Origin of the sequence: Nodosilinea sp. FACHB-141 (assembly GCF_014696135.1) — a bacterium.
Taxonomy (GTDB): domain Bacteria; phylum Cyanobacteriota; class Cyanobacteriia; order Phormidesmidales; family Phormidesmidaceae; genus Nodosilinea.
Genome location: NZ_JACJPP010000007.1, coordinates 100,347 through 121,221 on the forward strand (window position 1 = coordinate 100,347; position 20,875 = coordinate 121,221).

The following is a 20,875-nucleotide window of genomic DNA, read 5'->3' on the forward strand; positions in this document are numbered from 1 at the left end:
GGTTGGCCTAAGGGTTAAGACATGGCTTGCGGCACGAAAGCGCACTCTGAATCACGTATAGTGCCGTCAGGCATGACAGTTTGGCAGAACTTAGCGCCAGTTAGGTTGGCCTTGGTCAGGTTGGCCCCGGTCAAATTGGTGTAGCGCAGGTTGGCCCAGTAGAGGTTGGCATGGCTAAGGTCAGCTTTGGTGAAGTTAGCCCCTTCTAAATTGGCATGGCTAAGGTCAGCGTGGTCGAGACAACAGTCGCGCAGGTCAGCATTGATCAGCGTGGCCCGGTGGCAGTGAACCTTGCGCAGGTCGGCTTCGCGCAGTACGGCATTGGCCAACGAGGCACCGCGCAAATCGGCTTGGGCTAGGGTAATTTGATAGCCATCAATGTGGGTCAGGTCAGCCTGGTATAGGTTGGCCCGCGTGAGGTTAGTGCGGCGCAGATCAGCATTGGCTAGGTGGGCTGCTGCCATGTTCAACCCCTGCAAATTTAGCCCGTGCAGGTCACGGGCGCCCGACTGGTAGTAGCGATTGACGAGTTCTCTAAGGGTAGCTGGGGTCATTGCTGTAATGCCCTCTAAATAACGTTAAAAAGTGCAAAAAATAATGGAGGCGGTCGTTAGACCTACCCCCATTGTCGCGCTGCGATCGCACTAGCGCATCAAGCATTACAAGAATGCTACATTTTCAGGCAAGCCTAGACGGCCCCCACACCTTTGCCGCGCTCATCGGACTCGGTGGTTACCTTACCTTGCTCTTCGTTTTGATTGATTTCGCGCAGTTCAGCCACACGCTCGGCTTTTTCGGCCTCTGCTTCTTCGCGTAGGTCACCGGGCTCATTGATATACATTTCAGGCTCGATCGGGTAGTTATTGGCGAGACCTTCTTTGTCTACAGTTTGCCCACCGCTGGGGTCAATAGAACTGTGAGTCTCCTCGCGGGTTTGCTTAAAATTACCGCCCTCACGCTCTTTACGGGCAGCGGTTTCTGCTGGAATAATATGCGGATCGTAATTGTCGCTTTCAGCTCTAGGGGTAGACATTAAAACCTCCGGTGAGAATATAATTAAGCGATTTAGGTGGGGTAAATTTCTCAGTTACTTACCATCGCTGATGCAACTTTAGAGCGATACCTCCCCCACTTGTATCTACCAGGAGGCTGAGGCTGCCACTATGACCTTCGAAGGAGGGGTCCCACCTTATTTTTTGATGGCGAAGATAAATAATTTTGCTGTCGCTGTGCAAAGAAAATAGCGAGGCTTGGATTTTCTAAAAAAAGGACGTCTGATGGTACTAGAAGTTGCTGTCTTAACGGTTAAAGCGGGTGCTCAAATCGAGTTTGAGAATGCTTTCCAAAGAGCTTCTACTATCCTTGTCGACATGCCGGGTTATATTTCCTGCGAATTGCAGCGCTGTATTGAAACCAAAAACCAGTATGTGCTGCTGGTGCGTTGGCAGACTTTGGAAGACCACACCCTCGGGTTTCGGCGATCGCCAGAATATCAAACCTGGCGTGCTCTGCTGCATCATTTCTACGAGCCTTTTCCTACGGTTGAACACTATGAAACCGTATTGAGCCATGGAAAATTTCCCCAATCTTGAAACTTCACGGCTGTGGCTACGCCAGGCAACTGAAGCCGACACAGATGCTATCTTTTCGCTCTTTTCAGACTCCAGGGTGACCCGGTTTCATAACCTCGATGTTTTCACTCAGCTTGATGAAGCTAAGGCGGTTATTGAACGGCGCAGAGTAGGATTTGAAACCGATCGCGGTATCCGCTGGGCGATCGCTCTTAAGCCCAACAATTCTCTCATTGGTTCCTGCGGATTTACCTGGGATAGAGCCTTAAATCGGGCGGAGGTGGGCTATGAACTGGCTAGCCAATATTGGCGACAAGGCATCATGACTGAAGGGTTAAGCGCCATTCTCACCTACGGCTTTGAGGTAGAGGGTTTGGATAACATTGTTGCGGAGGTGATGCTAGAAAATATTGCCTCTCAACAGTTGTTAAAAAAGCTGGGATTTCAAAGCCAAGGCGTGCTCAAAAACCACGGCTTTTGGAAAGGAAGACATCACGATTTAGAGCAGTTTTTGTTGCTCAGACCGCAGACTTAGGCAGTAACCTTGCTCAGCTAAAGTCATCCTAAAAGTACTCCACATCGGGCAGAGTCACGGCCGCTATGCTGTAGGCCGCTTCGCCGCAGGTACGGGGAGAGGGTAACAGCTTGGTGGGGTTGGCTAACATCTCGGGGTCGAGAGCCTGGCGTACCCAGCCCATTGTCTCCAAGTCCGTTGGCGAAAACATATCGGGCATGTAGCAGCGCTTGTCGGCCCCAATGCCGTGTTCGCCCGAGATGCTGCCGCCTACCCGCACGCATAGCTTGAGAATGTCGCCGCCTAGGTCTTCTACCTGCTCTAGCTGGCCGGGGATAGCGTTGTTGTAGAGAATCAGCGGGTGTAGGTTACCGTCGCCCGCGTGAAAAACGTTGGCTACTCGATAGCCGTGCTTGTTGCCCAAAGCCTCAATCTCTTTTAGCACGTAGGGCAACTGGGTGCGGGGAATGACGCCGTCCTGCACGTAGTAGTCGGGGCTGAGCTTGCCCATAGCAGCAAAGGCGGCCTTGCGGCCTTTCCACAGTCGTAGACGCTCGTCAGCATCGGTAGCGATGGTGATAGTGCGCGCTCCATTCTGGCGGCAGAGGTCAGCAATGCGATCGCCCGTAGCCGTCACCTCCGTCGGCAATCCATCGATCTCAATCAGTAAGATCGCCGCCGCATCGCGGGGGTAGCAGTTGGTGGCCACCACGTCTTCCACGGCGTTGAGGCTAAAGTTGTCCATCATCTCCATCCCAGCGGGGATAATGCCCGCGCTGGTAATCGCCGACACGGCTGCCCCCGCTGCCTCCACCGAGGTGAAGTCGGCTAGCAATACCTGGATCGACTGGGGCGCTTTGAGAATCCGTAGGGTAATCTCAGTGGCGATGCCCAGGGTGCCCTCAGAGCCTACGAATAGCCCACACAGATCGTAGCCAGGGGTTTCGGCTACCTCGCCGCCGAGGGTGACAATGTCGCCCGTGGGTAGCACCACCTTGAGACCCAGCACATGGTTAGTAGTCACCCCGTACTTAAGACAGTGCACCCCGCCCGAGTTTTCGGCCACGTTGCCCCCCACCGAGCATACCGACTGGCTGGAGGGGTCAGGAGCGTAATAAAAGCCCGCCCCGCTTACCGCTTGAGTGACCCAATTGTTGATCACCCCCGGCTGCACGACTACGCGCTGGTTGTCCAGATCCACCGAGAGAATCTGGTTCATGGTGGCAGTGACGATCAGCACCGAGTCCTCGATGGGCAATGCCCCGCCTGAGAGGCCAGTGCCCGCCCCCCGCGCCACAAAGGGAACCTGAAAGCGATCGCAGATTTTAACAGCCGCTGCCACCTGCTCTGTGGTTTTGGGCAGCACTACCACGGCGGGTCGCTGGCGATAGCTCGTCAGTCCGTCGCACTCGTAGACCAAAATTTCTTCTTTGCGGCGCACCACGCGATCGCTCCCGAGCGCAGCGCTAAAGGCGTCAACAATCGGTGCCCAGTCAATGCGCGATCGCTCTGCTACGGTCATGGCCCACACTGCTCAAGATGTCTGTGATCCTAACCTGAACTACCGTCGCCCAACAGTGCGATCGTCCCTCGTTAAAGGCTCGACCATACCGATGAGCACTCCGACAATGAATTCCTCCGTCATTCGCCCTTCCTGCGACTGGCGGTTGTTAGCCCTTAGGTTTCAGGCTCGTCAGACATCTTTCGAGGAATCATGTTCTCACCTTTGAGCATGCGCTTGGCCGCATCCAGCAGCATTTCCTCTAGGTAAGGCTTGGTAAAGTAGCCCTTAGCTCCTAGATCAACGGCCATCTGCCGGTGGCGATCGGCCCCTCGAGAGGTCAGCATAGCGGTGGGAACCTGGCTTAGGGCACTGTCTTTCTGCATGCGAGAGAGCAGCTCTAGACCATCCATGCGGGGCATTTCGATGTCACAGAAGACTAGGTCGCAGGGTAGGCCAGAGCGCAGTTTTTCCCAGGCTTCCTGACCGTCACGAGCCTGCTCGACCCGGTAGCCAATTTTGTTGAAGCTCATCGACAACAGTTCACGCACCGTAATCGAGTCATCCACAATTAGCACCGTTGGGTCAGTGTGGATGACGGTCTCAACCGGTTCTTCATCTACCGTCTGCGCCCACAGCGAGGTTGAAGCATCGCGCCGCAGGCGACCGCTGGCCAGATCGATTAGCTCCAGCACGTCGGCGATCGGCATAACCCGCCCGTCGCCTAACACCGTGGCACCAGCAATGCCAATGGGCTTAGGCACCGGCCCTTCCAGCTGTTTAATCACAATCTCCTGTTCGCCAATCACTTGGTCAACTTGGAGAGCAATAAAGGTGCTGGCGCTGCGCAACACCACCATAGAGACCACGTCCTCATCCTGAGGGCCACCGTAGACCCGACCCCGACCCAAACTGCGGTTGAAGCGCAGCAGATCGCTGAGGGGACGGAAGGGCAGCAGCGTGTCGCGCCAAAGAATGCAGGCGTGGCCCTGGGCGTCGGTTTGAATGCGCTCCTTGGGCACGTCAAACATATCCTCAACCCCATCCATTGGGAAGGCGATGCGGGCCTGGTTGTTGACGCAGCTCAGGGCCTTGGTGATGCTCAGGGTGAGTGGCAGGCGGATAGTAAAGCTGGTGCCTTTGCCCACCTCAGACTCGACGGTGATCGAGCCGCGAATGTCGGATAGGGCGGTGCGCACCACGTCCATGCCCACGCCACGCCCAGAAAAGTCATCGGCCTGGTCGCGGGTGCTAAAGCCCGGCAAAAACAGCAGGTCGTAGACCTCAATCTCGGTCATGGTTTGGGCTTCGGCGGGGGTAATTAGCCCCTGCTTGAGGGCCTTGGCCTTAACCACCGCTGGATTGATGCCGCCGCCGTTGTCGGCGATGTAGATGACCGTTTGGTTGCCTTGGTAAAAGGCCCGCACAGTAATGGTTCCCTCTCGTCCCTTGCCCGTGGCCAGGCGCTCTTCGGGCGACTCAATGCCGTGGGTAATGGCGTTGTTGACCAAGTGGGTCATTGGATCATAGAGGCGCTCTAGAATCATTTTGTCGATCAGGGTGTCACGCCCTTCGACCACCAGCTGGGCCTCTTTGCCGCACTTCAAAGAAATATCGCGCACGGCGCGAGGCAGGCGCTCGGCGGTTTGACCGAAGGGCACCATGCGTGCCTTATTGAGACCCTCTTGCAGCTGGGTGGTAACCTGACGAAACTGGCGGGCAATCTGGTCGGTGGAGTCAATAGTGAACTCAATGTCCGACGAGGCCTCCCGCACTCGCACAATCAGCTCAATCATCTCCTGGGAGAGAGTGTGGAAGCCAGTGAAGCGGTCCATTTCGAGGGCGTCAAAGGTAGCCCCGGTGGCGTGACCGCCGCCTCGGTCAGAGGATGAAACCCCTAAGGCAAAGGCTTGACGGTTGGCAATTAGCGAGCTTTCTAGCAGCGATCGCTCGTACAAATCGCGCATGCGCTGCCCAACGTCGTTGAGCTGGGAGACTTGGTGCAGCAGGTTATCGAGAAACTGCCGCAGGCGTTCCTGGTCTTGCTCTAGGGAGTTGCGGTTAACCACCAGTTCTCCCACCAGGTTGCTGAGGGTGTCGAGGTGGCCCACCGAAACGCGCATGGTTTGGTCGGTGGTGTTGGCGGCTCGGCGGGGCGATCGCCTTGCTGCCTGCATCGACGCGGTCCGCCGAGTCCCTAAGCTTGGGGCTGATCCGCCGAGCTGGTCGGCTTCTTCCAACAGCTTCTCAAGATCGCCAAATTCGTCATCGCTGCTGTCAAAGCTGGGGCTGGCGGCTGGTAGCCCGTTATCTGGCTTGCTTGGAGCCACTGTATCGATAACTGGGAACTCCTCCCCAAGCAGGGCCTCTAAATCATCGAAGCTATCGTCATCCCCACCATCGTCATCGAGACTTTGGCGGGCGGGCGTAGGGGTAGCCTCAGTGTAACCGTTGCCGTTGTAGGCATCTCCCTCAAAACCATCGAAGGCATCGTTGGACAGGCTCAGCTCGCCGTTCAAAGAACCATTTGAGTCAGCAAACAGGTCAGCTTCAAAGACAGGCTCATCTAGTAAGCTTTCCAAGTCGGCAAAGCTTGCTTCCTCCGCCGATGTCTCGGGCCACCCCCCATCCTCAAAAGAGGTGGCGGTTAGCTCAGCCCCATGGCCATCATTGGTGGGAATGTCAAAACTGGCGTCGGCCTCGGTTGCAGCCAGCTCAGGCTCCACGATGGCTTCGTCAGGGGCGTCATCAAACGCGAGGTCAAAAGCACTGTCGGTGAGGTTCAGCTCCCCAAATGGGTCATCTAGTAGGGCATCGGCCTCCCCAAAAAGATTTGCCGCCTCTGCCTCTGCCGCGTCTGCGTTGGGGATGTGATTGTCTGGAGTGAACAGACGCGACGAGCCACCGCTAAATAGCCCATTATCGTTAGCGCTGGAGCCATCACCATCACCGCTTGAGCTATCCAAATCAAGCTCTAGGTGCAGCTCAGGCATGGTGTGGGCATCGTCATCGTCGATGAAATCGTCATCGTGGAGCGAATCAAAGAAGCTATCGACCTCATTGCTGTCAGCACTGGCCGCACTGGCCTCAGCAGATTCGCCCATATCAAAGAAATCATCCAGAGGTGCGTCGGACATTTCCTCTGTGCCAAAGTTGATCTCATCGTCGAGAAAATCCGCCAGGGGGTCTACGGCGGCTTCGGCGACCACCGTAGACTCTGATGCCGCATCTGCGGGGAGCAAGTCGGCCACAGAATCGCCAGGATCTGTGCTTGAATTGGGCTCGCTCCCCGCAGCGGGTTCGGCTCCTGTGCCGGCATCGAGGTCGTATCCAAACAAGCTGGCCATATCGTCAATGGCAGGGTTTTCAGCGGTGTCAGGTTCGCCAGCGGTCGTCTCGGTGGCAAACAAATCGGCAAACTCAGAGTTGTCGTTATCGGCGGTAACGTCAGCGTCTAGGTCTAAATCATCTAGAGAGACCTCTGAGAAATCCTCTTCCCAGATGTCGGTTAGGCTCGCGGGGGCACCCTCAAACAGGTCGGCCAGACTGTTGAGTTCTGCTGTTCCTACCTCTGGACCCATATTGCCGGCTGTTCCCTGGGGCATGACGGGTTCGGTGGGCAGCGGCGTGTCAAATTGGCCAAAGACCGACTCTAAACCGGTTTCGGTCACATTGTCGGCGCTGTCTAGGGTCAGGTCTTCGAGCCAGTTTTCGGTGTCGGCTAGAGCCAGATCGTCGGCGTTGCTTTCCTCCGCAGCCGCAAACAAATCAGCCAGGTCAAGCCCATCAGAATTGTCGTTAAGCGCTTCGGCCAGCAAGGCGTCAAGGGTGGAGTCGTCGCTACCCAACTCAGGCTCGACTGAAACGGGTAGCAGGTCTTGCAGCGTTCTGGAAGCGGCTACTTGGTTAATGCCTCCGGCTAGCACCTGATCCTGAGCCTGCTTGAGGTCTTTGATCACCACTGGCGCTAGGGTGCGGTAAGTCTGGTCAGGGTTTGCGATCGCCCGCTCAACCACCTGGGTCAGACTGCACCACTGAGCCAGCTCAAACTGTTCGCCCACGCTGTGCATGCGCTGGCAGAGCCGGCTGAGTGCCTGGCGAGACGTGCTATTGTCGGGCTGCTTGAAGGTGGCCAGCATATCGCGCAACAGCGCCGGAACATCGCTGCGAAACACAAGCTGGAGGGCGCTGGTCTCGGGGTGAGATGCTGCCGCTACCATGGTAGAGCGCGGCGGCGTGGCGGCGGGGACAGCCGCTGGGGCGGCGGCTATTAGAGCGTCGAGGTGAGCTTCAGCCTGTACAAAAATGGGCTCCAGAGGAGCCATAATTTCCTGAGCTTGGTCGTTGGTCAAGCCAAAGGGGCTTTGCAGCTGCTCTAGCTGCTCTTGCAGCCCATCGAAAATTTGCAGCAGCATGGTTTCTAAGTCACGATCGGGACGCATCGGCGACTCTTTCATGACTTTAAAGAAGTCTTCCATGCGATGACTGGTGCGCTGAATACTGTTCAGCCCCAGCATGGCCGCCCCGCCTTTCACCGAGTGGGCCGCCCGAAACACCTCGTTCATCATCTCCGAGTCGTTGAGGGTGTCCGCTAGGTTCAGCAAACCCTGCTCGATGGTGTTGAGATGATCCTTGGCTTCTTCAATGAAGTACCCCAAGATGCGTTTTTGATCTTCAGGCGACATGTCAATTCCCCTCTGAATGCTTTTCGACCGTGTCCGGCTCACTCCCGTTGACTAACTGCACCTAGCTGTCTGATTTATTCACTTTAAAGCGCTCCACTGAAGTCAGCAGATCGCGGGCAACCCCCACCAGATTTTGCAGCGAACCTGACACCCGTTGGGCCTCCTGGGAAGTTTCCTGGGCGGTAAGTTCTACTGATTGCATGACCTGGGCCACGGCGCGGGAGGTTTCGGTCTGCTCTACGGTGTCAGCGGTAATCGATCGCACCAGCACGTCAATGCGGTTTGACACTTGAATAATGTCTTCTAGCGATCGCTTCGCCTGCTCCGCTAGGCGGGTGCCCTCAATCACCTGCTGGGTGCCCTCTTCCATAGCGGTCATGACCCCGCCCGTCTCACTTTGAATTTGCAGCACGATCTGCTCAATCTCTTTAGATGCCTTGGCGGCCCGGTCGGCCAGCTGTCGCACCTCGTCAGCCACAATGGCAAAGCCCCGACCGGCTTCCCCAGCCCTTGCCGCTTCAATACTAGCGTTGAGCGCCAGCAAGTTGGTGCGGGAGGCAATCTGCGAAATCAACGCCACAATCTTCGAAATTTCCTGAGAAGATTCCGCCAAACGCTTCACCTTACGGGTGGTCTCGGCCACCGTTTCTCGAATCTCGAGAATACCGGCCACGGTGCGCTCCACTGACTCGCCCCCCTTGAGGGCGGTAGATGATGCGGTACGAGCTACTTCCTCGGCCTCACGAGCACTTTCGGCCACCCGCTGAATTGAGTCGGTCATCACCTGCACCGAGTTCAGTGTCACCGCGAGTTCCTCGGCCTGGCGCAGGGCGTCTGCCGACAGACTGCGGGCAAAAATCTCGTTTTCCGTAGATCCCTTGCTCACCTGGCGAGCGGCTACACTCACCTGTTCTACAATCTCCCGCAGGTTTTGAATGGTCAGGTTAAAGGAGTCGGCTACGGCGCCAAGCACGTCAGCAGTTACCTCCGCCTGCACAGTCAAGTCGCCCCGAGCCGCCCCTTCCACGTCGTCTAGCAGACGAATCACCTGGCGTTGGAGGTCTTCCTTGGCCTGCTCTTGCTCCTGGGCCTTGCGCTGGGCTTCGCTAGTAGTGGTTAAAATCACCCGCGACATCTTGTTAAAGCTGCTGGCCAAGCGACCAAACTCGTCTTCAGTAAACACCGTGGCCCGGGCCGACAAATTACCCCTAATCACCGTGTCAAACTGCTGCTGCAGGTCGTCAACACTGCGGCCTACCTGGCGGTGGGCCAACCGCCCAACCACTAGGGCTGAGCCAAACCCGGCTACTCCACCCGCCAAGGCCATAGCCGCATGCACGGCCTTGGGCATCGGTCGATCTGACTGTAGGGTCGAAGCGGCAAAATTAATGACGCCTACCGCTAGGGCCGAGGCAACGCCGGCAGCAATGGCAACGATCAGCTCTTTGGTCGGCAGCGGGGCATTGTCTAAAAAGCCCAGCCAGTCTTGCTCAGTGGTTACCGCTTCCACATCGTGGCTATCGGTTTGAGTAAACACAGGCAGGCTATCGCTGGCACCCGCAATGCTAAAAATGTCATCGTCGCTGATCACCGCCTGATCGTTCATATCGCTGAGGTCAAAGGCGGAAGTGCCTCCGCTAAAGCCACTGTCGTCAGTTGAAGTCAGCCCTGAGGTGCCCACCGAGGGCGTAGTAAACCCAGCAGAACTGTCTGATAGCTCAAAGTCAGGTAGGTTACCCAGGTCGTCAAAGTCGCTAAATTCGTCTAAAAAGTCAACGTTGCTGCTGGGCTGGGTGCTGTCGTCTAGGTCAGGCATGTATCCATTATCGGCGTAGCCGTTGTAGTCGAGATCGGCGCTATCGCCAGCTGTGTCGAGGTCGTCGATCAGGAGATCGGGCTCAGGGGCAAAAACCGTCATGTCGTCGCCGCCGTCATCAGCGGGGGGCCAGCTCTGGTCAAAGCTCTGGGAGGCCAACTCCATATCGCTGTAAAGATCGCCTCTCTGAGCCTCGGTGACCCCGCTAAAGGGGTTATCGCTATTGCCCACCTCAAGGGAATCAAAGGAGGCATCGTCATCAAAGGTGATATCGTCTAGGCTCTCTTGGTCCTCAGCCCAGCCACTGGCGGAGTCAGCGCCAAAACTAAGGTTAGCCCTGTCGTCAGGATCGGTGGCAAAGGGATCGTCGGTCGTAAAGGGATCGGCCAGGTAGGTATCGCTAAACCCGACATTGGCGATCGAACTGGGCATGTCTTCCTCAAGGCTAAAGTCGCCGAGGTCGAGCTGGCTATCTGATAGCCCAGGGGCACCATTGGCTCTAACGCTGCTCTCTAAACCCATCGACATTGAAGCACCAGCGTCGAAGAAAGTATCTCCGGCATCGGTTTCGTAATCTATAGCCGTGCCGGAGGATGCCTCCGCAGCAAACTGACTGGCATAGTCGAGACCGTTGCTGGCATAGTCAACGTATTCGGGCTCTGAGGTGAGATCGAGCACGGCACTGTACTGAGCCGCAGCTACGTCATATCGCTGTAGGCCGTAGCAGTAGATATGGCCCCGCAGTAGCAGCACGCTGGGATCGTCGGGGTAATCGTCGGCTAGCTGATCGATAACTGCCGCAGCCTCCGAGTAGTTGCCCTGTACGTAGGCTCGTTCTGCTTTTTGATAGGCTTGAGAGTAATCGATGCCTGAAGCCATGGTCTTCTCCTGCCGGTGCAAATGTCCTAAGGGGGTTAAGGATGGGGCTAAGCCTAGGTGGCCCAGCGAGCTGAACGAATAACAGCAACGTGGTCAAGCAGCCTAAGGGTTTTGTTTTCCTCAGCGTCAATGATCCATTCACCGCGCAAAAATGGAGCCATTGTATCCGGGCTATTATCTGACACCCGGGTCTTGTCAGGATTGAGCCAGCGGGTGCCCACAATTCGATTAACGGCCAAGCCTAGCATAGTTCCCTGATCTTCAATGGCGATGACCGAAATCTCTGGGCGATCGGTGTTTAGTACCGATGAATACCCAAGAAACTGACCCAGATCAGCGACCCACACCACTCGTCCCTGCTCGTTGAGGGTACCCAGCAGCAGGTTCGACACATTGGGTATGGGAGTGATGCGATCGGGGGGCTGCTCAATAATGCGGCGAATGCCGGTGGCGGGCAGCGCGAATTCATCCTCAGGAGTTACAAAGAAGCGCAAAAATAGCTCGCCATCAGGCGTTTCCAGCTCTTGCAACTCTGGATCTTGGTCTTGCCCAGTCTGAGTGAGAAAGTCAGGATTACCTACCATAAGCTTGTTGTTACGTTATCCTCTGTTGCGTCACGCTTGAGTTCTATCCCCTGAGCAGCTGCTTGACTGTGCCAACCAGTTCGGTAGGTTGAAACGGCTTGGCAATATAAGCGTCTGCCCCCTGTTTCATGCCCCAGTAGCGATCGAATTCTTCACCCTTAGAAGAGCACATTACTACCGGCAAGTTTTGGGTAGAGGGATCGGCTTTAATGCGGCGACAGAGCTCGTACCCGTTCATCCGAGGCATGACAATGTCGAGCACAACCATGTCTGGGCGGTGGCTCTGAATTTGCTCGAGGGCTTCCATGCCATCGCTGGCTACGGTAACGCTGAGGCCAATACCCCTTAGTAGCTCAGTAATCATCTCCCGTTGAGGAATACTATCTTCTACCACCAGAACTGTACTCATAGGTTGATTCAAAAAAGGCCAGCTAAATGGCCAGACGTAAACCGTCAGTGACGCTGTGCTACCGCTGGTCGAGGCTTAAGTCACAGATTGACCACGTTTAAAGCAGCCGTTAAGGACTCCAAACCTGTGACTCTAACGTACCCTCAAACGCAGACTATGCTGTCGGTTTAGATAAATTAATCAACCGGGTTGTTTAGATTATGGCGAATCCTATTGAAATTGATCTAAAAACCCTTTCTAAGCTAAGGAATGTTACTTGGGCATGGGGGCCTTGCTAAAGTCGACGTCGAATTCGTCTTCGATGGCTTCGGCTAACAGGGTGTCGGGACGGGGCCGGTTGATGTCGCCGGGGCCAGCGTACTTTTCTACCAGTGCTAGTAGCTCGCCAGGGCCGAAGGGCTTAGTTAGGTAGTCAGTTGCGCCGACCATTCTGGCTTTAACTCGGTCTAAGAAGCCATCCTTGCCGGTGAGCATGACGATGGGGGTTTGGCGAAAGGCGCTGGAGTGTCTAAGCATGGCGCATAGCTCGTACCCATCGAGCTCGGGCATGGTGATGTCGCAAAGAATTAGGTTGGGTTGCAGCTGAAACAGCAAGCCCAGAGCTTTGAGGGGGTTGCCAATGGAGGTAGCCTCGTAGCCTTGCCCAGCAAGAATACGCTCTACGGCCTGACGAACGGTGGTGCTGTCGTCGACGCAGACAATACGGGGTAGGCGATCGGGCCCAGGCCGTTGGTTCTGAGGGGCTAGGTCCACCTCAGCAGGACCGTAGACTAGGCTAATTTGTCCCTGTTGCAGTGCGGGGACTAGGCTGCGAGCGACGCTGAGCAGATCGCGACTGAGGTAACGGGCAATGCGGCGGATGGAAGTTTTGCCGTCCATCCAGGTAACCATGCGCCGGTAGACCTGGTTGGACACACTGGCCTGAAAGGCTTCAGGAGCTAGCAGAATGGGGCACTGGTCGGGTGATTGCAAATGGGGGTGCAGCTGATGCCAGGTTTGAATTTGCTGGGTGATGCCTGCAACTAGGTCGCTGATGGTGTGGGTCATCAGCTGGGGACTGAGGGCTGAGCTGAGCTGAAACACAAAGGCCCCATGGTGGAGGCTCAGCAGGTCAAAAAGGGTCTCGTGCACCATGTGGCTGAGAATGGTGCGGCCCTGGTCGGGAGTGATCAAGTGCTGCTCGAGTAAAGCCCACAGGGTGCCGTACTCGAGGGAGTTAAAGGCTGCGATCGCGGCGGTAGTGCTGGGGTCGGGCAGCGACTGGTCGATGCCGTAGCGGTGCAGATGGTCACGCAGGCGATCGAGCTTGTTGTCGGTAGTGCCGGCGTAAACGAGCTGCCCGTTGGCTAAAAATACAATCCAAGAGCGAGAATCAGTCGCCGTCAGCCCACCGTCAAAGGATTGATTAGAAGACTGGTTGTTAGTACTGCTATAGCTTTCTAGGTACAGTTCGCCGGTGCGCTGCCCCAGCTCGATGAGCTGCAGGATGCTGCGAATATCAATTTCTGACAAGTAACCCTGCATGAGGCAACCCAAGATGGGAACAGCACCTGATTAGCCAGGCCAGGAAGGTCGGGGGCTGAATTCAGCATGCCCCAACTAGAAACCCAATCGTACCCTTTGATCCTCTTGCCATAACGATTGCCCTGCTAGAGGGCCGTGCCGCTATGCTGAAGTGTTTAGTTTTAGGAGGGCAATCGCGTTAGCTTAGGATGGAAGGAGCTGGGAACCGGTCTTCTCCGGTCTGTTCTCAGTATACGGCGCTTCGCTAGAGATGCTGCGTGGTAGGTCACAGCGCTCTGCTCGGTGGAAGAATTTTTGGGAACTCTAAAAGTGTGCTTCCAGCTGGAGATGCTGACCGGCTGCGATCGCTTAACCCAATATGCCGATTTTACCAAGCCAAAATTAGCTAAGATTCCCATTAGCTTTGGCATCAGTGGTAGCAATCCCCATGGATAAGTAGAATCAGCTCTAGCCGTCAGTCGAGGCTGATGCGGTTCATAGCAGTTACGTTGTCGCTGCTGTGGTGCGATCGCAGTTTTGCTGGCTGCAGGGGCTTGAACTTTAACCCTGACTCAAAAGGTTTGCGATAGGGTTTATGGGTAAGCCAAATTACAACTACGATAGACGGTAGCTTTGGTGATAGATGGGATGCGTGGGAATTGGGGCTCTGAGCTAATCTAGAGCTAGCTAGATAGTGCATCAGGACGCATTGACGCAGCCACCAAATCGTTCATCATAATACAGGCAGCCCCGTGCCACTTCGCTCTCGACCTACGATGCAAGGCTCTTAAAATTACTGCATCAGATTTATTTCCTTAACATTAACGTTCTAAGCCACGAGGACCACCAGCGTGCTGTACCTAGCAGAAGTCCAGAAAAAGACCGGGTTTATTGGCAGCGGCAAGCCTGAGTTTAAGCTACTTGCCTGTCAGCGTAGCGAGAATAGCTGGAGCGCCGTGACCGGGGACGAGACCCTAGTGGCCCCCGACGACGCCTCTTACAACGCTGGTGCCCTAGTAATGGTGGAGGTCAGCAATAACCGCCAAATCCAGCGTCATTATGAGGCGGGGCGATCGCTGACCACCATTCTGCAAAATTTCTCTAACCTGAGCAAAAAGTCAAAGACCCAGGAAGAAGAGATCGAGCAGTGGAAGCAGTCGCTTACCTTTCAAAGCCAGGAACTTAACCGCCGTGAGCTGGAGCTAGAGACTCGCCAGGAGCAGGTCGAGCAGGCCGAAGCCGATCTCGAACAGCTAGATGCTCAGCGGCAAGAGCTAGATCAGCTGCGCCAAAGCCTTGAGCAACAGCAGGAAGAACTCACTCGAAAAAATCAGGATCTCGAAGGAGCTTGGGCCCACCTCAACGGCGAAATGCGCCGCCTGGAAGAGCAGCGAGCCGAAGGAAGTACAGCCGCTGGCCTTGATCCAGAGCAGGTAGCCAACCTCCAAGGTGCCCTCAACCGTCTTACCGAAGCCGTGATGCCCGTTGAAGCACTGCGGGATCCACTCACCCATGCCACCGATGGGCTGAACTACCATCAGGGACTGCTGGGCGACTATCGGCAAGCGCTCGAAGACCAGCGCCCGGGCTTGGAACAGCGCCAGCAGGAGCTAGACCAGCAGGCTAGCCAGCTCAATCAGCGCTGGGCCGACTGGCGTCAGGCCGAAGCCGCGCTGATGGCCAAGCGCGAAGAGCTAAAGCTGCGTCAGCAGATGGTTAAAACCCAGCAGGAGCAGATTCAAACTCTAACAGATACCCTGCAAGCCCAGGCGAACCTGCACCAGAAGATCTACGACCTGCTCAACACCACCGACAAGGTGCGGCTGAGCAAAAAGGTCGATGTGGCAGCTTTGGAAGCGATGGATTTAGACCATCTCCAAACCATGGTGGGTGATCTGGAAAAAGATTTGGAGAAAATGTCTCGCTTTGTCTCCGATCAGGAAGAGGAGCTGACCCTAGAGCAGCAGGCCATTGATGAGATTCAGCTCAAGATTGAGCAGGCCAGTGAGTTTGAGCGCCTTCAGCTAGAGACCGAGATTGAAGAGGAGCAGGATCGCTACCAAATGCTTAACGAGACCCTGGTGGGCCAGCGGCGCAACCTGCTGGAGCGTGAGGAAGTGTTAAGTCAGCATCAGGCGGTGCTGCGACGACGCCAGGGCCTAACAGTGGAAGAAACGCAGGTTAGTGCTGTCGATCTAGAGCCTTTGCTCAACACCATTGATGTTCAGCGCCAGCATACAACAGATACGATTCAGGCTCTAGAAACTGAGGTCAAGAAGCTCCAGGACGGCATTAGCCAGCTCAAGAAGGAGATTGAATCTGCTGAGTCGGCCCTGACTACCCACCGCTCTGAGGTGGAGGCGTTTGAGGCAGATCTGCGGCGGCAGCAGCAAGATCTAGCGGGCTTGATGGGCAAGCTAGCGGTCTGCGAGGAGCTGCTTAACCCGGCGCAGGAAAGCGTCAATGGGCTAAGGCAGTCTTTAGAGAACCTAACTGGGGCAGTTACCAAGCTTCAGGAAGTCAATGATTACCAATTGCAGGCGATCGCAGAGCTGCGCCAAACCGTGGTCAGCGTCGGCACTCCCCAGGTAGCTGCTTCCTAAGGTCTGCCTCAAAAACAGAGATTTCAAGTGCTAGAGTCGGCTAATGGACGTCTAGAGGCATAACTGCGCATGATTTGGGTCAACGAACAGATTGATCCGTCGGGGATCATTTACTCGTGCATAGCCTGCAGCGACGAAGCCCAGGCCCAGGACTGCTACCAGTCGTTTTTGGACAACCTGTCCGAGGAGCAACGAGCCGCTGGCTGGGTCGCCCAAATACGCACCGTTGAGTCGTGGGATGAGGTGCCTGTCAACGCGCTAAAGCTAAGCTATTGAGGTCAAATAGCTAAGGGTGCGAGTAGGCAGGCAAGACAGAGGCTAATGACTAGACTGCCGCCAGCGCCAGCGCTGATCGAGTAGCGTGCGGCTCAGCACTCGCACGGGATCTTGAGATTCACCGGAAAAGAGGGCAAAGTCTATGGGTCCCCAGGTTTGCTCTGCCTCTTCTGCCAAAGCCAGTAAACAGGGGTTGTCGAGGGCGATGCGATGGTCAAACCGCAGGGTGAGTAGGGGCAAGCCCCCATGCCCGGCGCCAGTAATAACCCCCCAGTCATACTGGTCTAACAGCGCCTGGAGCGACGCACTGGCGGCGCAGCGAAATTGCTCAAGCTGCTGTTGCTTTTGTCTAAGTTCTTGCAGGAGTTGGTGATTGGTCAACTTCGAGCCCCTTCACTGGCAGCAGTGATATAAACACTCTTACTTGAGTGTAAGGGGCGGTTTAGCCTCTAGAGTTGAAGACTTTCTATTGCTCTTTCACGCCATTCTTCTGATAGCCCTATGCCCAGTATGGATTACATCAAACTCGATCAGTTCTTGAAGCAAATGCAGGTGGTTTCTACGGGGGGACAGGCCAAGCTGATGATTCAAGACGGCGAGGTAAGCGTCAACGGTGAGGTCGAAACCCGGCGGGGGCGCAAGCTGATAACCGGCGATCGCGTCTCTCTAGATGGGCAGACCTGGTTTGTCGATCTGGCGGCTCTCGAGTAGACGGCTTCACACTAGAAGACGCTACTGAGCAAGCGGGCCAGCGACAAGGGTTGCCCTGCAAAGTTTATCGATGTGTTAAGCAATCTCGAATCTTACCCAGGGAATGCTGATCTAGCCTTAGGGCTATGGAAGATGAGACCAGTACAAAACCTTTTACTGAGATTGTGAGTGCTATGGGGTTAAGCGATATTCTAAGTGACAAGGCTGTGAAGGCCCAGGTGGTGGCTGACTGTGCCGCCCTCATCGATAACCAGGTGGCCTCTAAGGGTGGCTTTGGGGGTATGGCCCTGAAAACTACCTACGGGGTCGTCAAGGGGATGAACTCAGGCTACATTTCTGGGGCCATTGGGCGGATGTTGCCTGAGGTGGTAGCCTCCCTAGAACCTATGTGGACCGAGGGCGAGCAGGCGGGTGATCCGGTGGCCTACCTGACTCAGAACCAAGTGCGAGCTGCCGATGTCATTTTGGGAGTGACCGATCGCCGCATTGCCAAGACCGACAATGGGGTAGTGCGATCGTCGTATACCAAGCTGCGCAAGTCGGTGAAAGGCGACGTGGAGAGCGCTGTACCAGAGCTAGCCAAGATTTTTGGCCGCTACAGCGTGGTTGCCTCCTAGGCACTGGTAGACAGACTGCTTAGCCGATGGTTTGATAGAGCTGATCCCAGTAGGGTTCGGCGAATTTGACTAGCCAGTCTTTGATGTGGTAGGTGGCCCGGCAGTCGTCTTCGTTGTAGCGCAGGATCGCATCCAAGTAGGTGCGATCGCCGGTTTCGGTCCAGGCGTTGTACCAGCAAATTGACTGGGCTCCGTTGGCTCCCTCGTCGCGCCAGTCAAAGCCCATCCAGCGGGCAATGTGCTTGAGGGCATAGCTCTCGATGGGCAGAGTGACGCCATCGGTGATGCACTTGTGAATGTCAAAGAAGCGATCGAGCAGCGCCTCAATGCGGCGGTGGGGAGTGCCGTAGAGCTGCCCCAGCTTGCGAACTGCCTGGGCCTCGTAAGGACAGAAGTGGTAGATCGGCGCGTAGGGATAGGTGTGCACCAAATCGAGAAAATCGTTCCAGGCGCGGCGCTCCTGATGCTGGTTTTCGGCTAGCAGGGCGTGGAAGTTAGTGTCGCCCGTACGGTGGTTAACCACCAGTACCCCGTGGAGATAGATCAGGTTCTGATCGGGAGCGGCTTCGATATCAAAGTACAGCTCGACTTCGCCTTCGGGTAGATCCTCGGGCCACAGCGGGAACCCATGGGGAGCGTGGGGGGCGCTGCGCGGAATAGCGCGATTGTCGATTAGGGCCAGGGCTTGGTGAACCAACTTTTCGGCTACTTGTTCACCAAAGCCGGGCAGGGGAGCAAGGTGGGCAGGACTGGCCAGGGCCAGGGCGGCAACGGTCGTGAGGTGATGCTGCTTCAGCAATTCGTAGCGGGCAGGGGTGACCCCCGGCAGCAGCGATAGATGGCGGGTTGCTCTGGCCTCGGTGTAGCAATGGTTGAACCAGTGGCAGAGATCGCAGCGGCTGTGGGAGATAAACAGCTCAGGCGTAGCTGTACTGCGCAGGTCTCTAAGGCAGTCGTTGAGCACCATTTGCAGCTTAGGTACCAGCCGCGCCAGGTCGATGTGGTAGGTTTGCCCACCGCGCAGGGATAGGCAACTGGTGTCAGGCCACACCCCCTGTACCCGCGAGAGCACATAGGCATGGTAGGCCGCGACCACCTGGTAGTCGAGCTTTGGCTTTTTGCCCAACTTAATATCTATCGGCACATAGACCCAATCGCCCCAGCACGACCAGCCGGGCCGCTTGATCAGCAGGTCGGGCTGGCTCACCAATTGCACCCCATCCACCGCCGAGGGGGCGGCCAACACCCCCTGGCGAATGGCCTCAACGCCTTCAGCCATCAAATCTAAAGTGGCTTTTGCCCCAGCGGCCCAGTCGCCCGATGGAAACTCGGGCCGGTAGAGAGGATAGTAATCTTCGAGCACTCGCTCACGGTGAGAGAAGCTGTCTTGGCGCAGCTTGAGCAGGTAGTCAGAGGGGAAGGTTTGCTGGGTGCGATCGCCATACAGATCTAAAAATGCCCGCCGACTACAGCGCTGGTAGTGAAACAGCACATCGTCGGTGAGCCATTGAATGAGGGGTTTAGGCGTTGTCGTCTCAGCGGGAAGGCTCAGGGGGCTTTGCGAGCCACCCCCTGAACTTGAACGCAGTGGCAAGGGGTGGCTAGCAGACAAAGCGAGTTATAGAGCAGGTGTTAGAGAACAAAGAAAGGGGCTGCTGTTGCGGATGCACCAAAGCTGCAGCAGAACCGCTTAGAGTGCCAACGGGCATGGCCACGCCACAGTGCTGCGACAGCCATTGCTGAGTATTATCGCTCCACTGCTGCCAATCACTTCCCATAGCTGACCACTGGGTTGGGCTCAATCCCACGGTTTCTTATTCTAAGCATGTTATACCCTACAGCGGCTTCCGGGGAAGCGGGGCACGGTTTAGGTCGCTTGGGAATGGACTGAGGCTGCCCCCAGGGTTGGGCTGGGTGGTATAGGGTTGAAAAGATGCCTTTAATCCCCTAACCGTGATGGATTCTTCTGCCGCTGTGCTCGATCGCCTAGCTCTCCACCGCCAGCAGTTCCCGGCCCTGAGGGGTAAGCAGTACTTTAACTATGGCGGGCAGGGGCCGATGGCCCAAGCTACCCTAGACGCTATTTTTCAAGCCCATCAGCGGATCCAGGAAATGGGGCCATTTTCGGGGGCAACCAACCAGTGGATCATGGCCGAGGCAGCCCAAACCCGGGTGGCGATCGCCGCTGAACTCGGCACCACTGCCGACACCATTACCCTTACCGAAGATGTCACCGTCGGCTGCAACATTCCCCTCTGGGGCATCGCTTGGAATGCCGGGGATCACATGTTGCTGTCAGACTGCGAGCACCCCGGCGTGATCGCCGCCGTACAGGAAATTTGCCGCCGCTTCGGCGTCACCTACAGCCTGTGCCCCCTACTCGAAACCGTGAACGGCGATGACCCAGTCGCCGTCGTGGCTGATCACCTGCAACCCAACACCCGGCTGCTGGTAATTAGCCATATTTTGTGGAATACCGGCCAGGTCTTGCCCCTGGAGCGCATCGTTGAAGTCTGCCGCGATCGCCCCGACCCGGTGCTAGTGCTGGTGGATGCGGCCCAGTCTGTCGGTGCTCTGCCGCTGGATCTGCCCGCGTTGGGGGTCGATTTTTACGCCTTTACCGCTCACAAGTGGTGGTGCGGCCCCGCTGGCCTAGGCGGGCTCTACGTGCGCCCAGAGGCGATGGCGCAGATTGCTCCCACATTTATTGGCTGGCGCGGCATTACTACCGATGCTGCCGCCAACCCCACCGGCTGGAAGCCCAACGGGCAGCGCTACGAGGTGGCGACCTCAAACTATCCGCTGCTGGCGGGGGTAAGGGCGGCGATCGCCCATCAGGCCGAGTGGGGCACCGCAGCCCAACGCTACCAACGTCTGGTGGAACTCAGCCAGCGGCTGTGGTCGCAGCTGCAAGAGCTGCCCTACCTTCGCCCGGTGCGGCAAACTCCACCGGATTCTGGCCTAGTTTCCTTTTGGGTTTTAGAAAATGGCGAACCTTCCCCAGCCTGGCACAAGCGGCTGGTGGACGAGCTGGAGGGCCAGAATGTCTTTCTCCGAACTCTACAAGCGCCCAACTGCGTCCGCGCCTGCACCCACTACCTCACGCTGGAGTCAGAAATAGATGACTTGGTCGCTGCTATTAAAAGCATCCTCTCAGACCTGACATAGATTCAGAAATCCACTGGCCAGAGACCCACTGGCAACCC

The 20,875-nt window shown here is 56.3% G+C and carries 17 protein-coding genes; 7 read left to right on the top strand and 10 right to left on the bottom strand.

Features of this window, described 5'->3' with window-relative positions; translation table 11 throughout:
- Positions 1-14: 14 nt before the first annotated feature.
- Together H6F59_RS03895 and H6F59_RS03900 are read right to left on the bottom strand one after the other, a co-directional pair.
- Complete coding sequence (locus H6F59_RS03895; protein ID WP_190521670.1) at positions 15-554, bottom strand: pentapeptide repeat-containing protein; 540 nt, start codon at positions 552-554, stop codon at positions 15-17.
- Positions 555-688: 134 nt separating this feature from the next.
- Positions 689-1,033 carry a hypothetical protein gene (locus H6F59_RS03900; RefSeq protein ID WP_190695374.1) on the bottom strand — a complete coding sequence of 115 codons (345 nt, stop codon included), beginning with the start codon at positions 1,031-1,033 and terminating at the stop codon, positions 689-691.
- 244 nt (positions 1,034-1,277) lie between these two features.
- Here H6F59_RS03900 and H6F59_RS03905 point away from each other — a divergent pair, with 244 nt between their 5' ends.
- A complete protein-coding gene (locus H6F59_RS03905) occupies positions 1,278-1,592 on the top strand; it encodes an antibiotic biosynthesis monooxygenase (protein ID WP_190695377.1) in 315 nt (104 codons plus the stop codon).
- Complete coding sequence (locus H6F59_RS03910) at positions 1,570-2,106, top strand: GNAT family N-acetyltransferase (RefSeq protein ID WP_190695380.1); 537 nt, start codon at positions 1,570-1,572, stop codon at positions 2,104-2,106. The genes H6F59_RS03905 and H6F59_RS03910 overlap by 23 nt, the downstream gene beginning before the upstream one ends.
- 28 nt (positions 2,107-2,134) lie before the next feature.
- Here H6F59_RS03910 and glcD read toward each other — a convergent pair whose 3' ends face one another.
- The 6 genes from glcD to H6F59_RS03940 form a co-directional block, all read right to left on the bottom strand.
- Positions 2,135-3,607: a glycolate oxidase subunit GlcD gene (gene glcD / locus H6F59_RS03915; RefSeq protein ID WP_190695384.1), complete on the bottom strand. Its 1,473-nt coding sequence runs from the start codon at positions 3,605-3,607 to the stop codon at positions 2,135-2,137.
- 155 nt (positions 3,608-3,762) lie between these two features.
- On the bottom strand, positions 3,763-8,271 hold the full coding sequence (locus tag H6F59_RS03920; RefSeq protein ID WP_190695387.1) for a response regulator: 4,509 nt from the start codon (positions 8,269-8,271) through the stop codon (positions 3,763-3,765).
- A gap of 61 nt (positions 8,272-8,332) precedes the next feature.
- Positions 8,333-10,966, bottom strand: coding sequence for a methyl-accepting chemotaxis protein (locus H6F59_RS03925; protein WP_190695390.1), 2,634 nt, complete (start codon positions 10,964-10,966; stop codon positions 8,333-8,335).
- A 53-nt stretch (positions 10,967-11,019) separates the two neighbouring features.
- On the bottom strand, positions 11,020-11,550 hold the full coding sequence (locus H6F59_RS03930; RefSeq protein WP_190521684.1) for a chemotaxis protein CheW: 531 nt from the start codon (positions 11,548-11,550) through the stop codon (positions 11,020-11,022).
- 43 nt (positions 11,551-11,593) lie between these two features.
- Positions 11,594-11,959, bottom strand: a complete 366-nt coding sequence (locus tag H6F59_RS03935) for a response regulator transcription factor (RefSeq protein WP_190521686.1) — start codon at positions 11,957-11,959, stop codon at positions 11,594-11,596.
- Positions 11,960-12,211: 252 nt separating this feature from the next.
- Positions 12,212-13,483, bottom strand: coding sequence for a response regulator (locus H6F59_RS03940; protein WP_190695394.1), 1,272 nt, complete (start codon positions 13,481-13,483; stop codon positions 12,212-12,214).
- Between the two features lie 830 nt (positions 13,484-14,313).
- Here H6F59_RS03940 and hmpF point away from each other — a divergent pair.
- Positions 14,314-16,065, top strand: coding sequence for a pilus motility taxis protein HmpF (gene hmpF / locus H6F59_RS03945; RefSeq protein WP_190695397.1), 1,752 nt, complete (start codon positions 14,314-14,316; stop codon positions 16,063-16,065).
- 69 nt (positions 16,066-16,134) lie between these two features.
- Positions 16,135-16,341 carry a glycogen debranching protein gene (locus tag H6F59_RS03950; protein ID WP_190521690.1) on the top strand — a complete coding sequence of 69 codons (207 nt, stop codon included), beginning with the start codon at positions 16,135-16,137 and terminating at the stop codon, positions 16,339-16,341.
- Between the two features lie 42 nt (positions 16,342-16,383).
- On the opposite strand, the gene H6F59_RS03955 is transcribed toward H6F59_RS03950, so the two are convergent.
- The gene (locus H6F59_RS03955) at positions 16,384-16,722 is read right to left on the bottom strand and encodes a hypothetical protein (protein WP_190695400.1); all 339 of its coding nucleotides are present in this window, start codon (positions 16,720-16,722) and stop codon (positions 16,384-16,386) included.
- A gap of 120 nt (positions 16,723-16,842) precedes the next feature.
- Between H6F59_RS03955 and H6F59_RS03960 the strand changes: the two genes are divergently transcribed.
- Together H6F59_RS03960 and H6F59_RS03965 are read left to right on the top strand one after the other, a co-directional pair.
- Entirely contained in the window at positions 16,843-17,052 is a 210-nt protein-coding gene (locus tag H6F59_RS03960; protein ID WP_190695404.1) for an RNA-binding S4 domain-containing protein, read from the top strand.
- Between the two features lie 125 nt (positions 17,053-17,177).
- Positions 17,178-17,669 (top strand): DUF6918 family protein, encoded by a 492-nt coding sequence (locus tag H6F59_RS03965; RefSeq protein WP_242021259.1) that lies wholly within the window; start codon positions 17,178-17,180, stop codon positions 17,667-17,669.
- A gap of 19 nt (positions 17,670-17,688) precedes the next feature.
- Here H6F59_RS03965 and H6F59_RS03970 read toward each other — a convergent pair whose 3' ends face one another.
- Positions 17,689-19,263 (bottom strand): TM0106 family RecB-like putative nuclease, encoded by a 1,575-nt coding sequence (locus tag H6F59_RS03970; protein ID WP_242021260.1) that lies wholly within the window; start codon positions 19,261-19,263, stop codon positions 17,689-17,691.
- A gap of 362 nt (positions 19,264-19,625) precedes the next feature.
- Between H6F59_RS03970 and H6F59_RS03975 the strand changes: the two genes are divergently transcribed.
- On the top strand, positions 19,626-20,837 hold the full coding sequence (locus H6F59_RS03975) for an aminotransferase class V-fold PLP-dependent enzyme (protein ID WP_190695407.1): 1,212 nt from the start codon (positions 19,626-19,628) through the stop codon (positions 20,835-20,837).
- Positions 20,838-20,875: the final 38 nt, after the last annotated feature.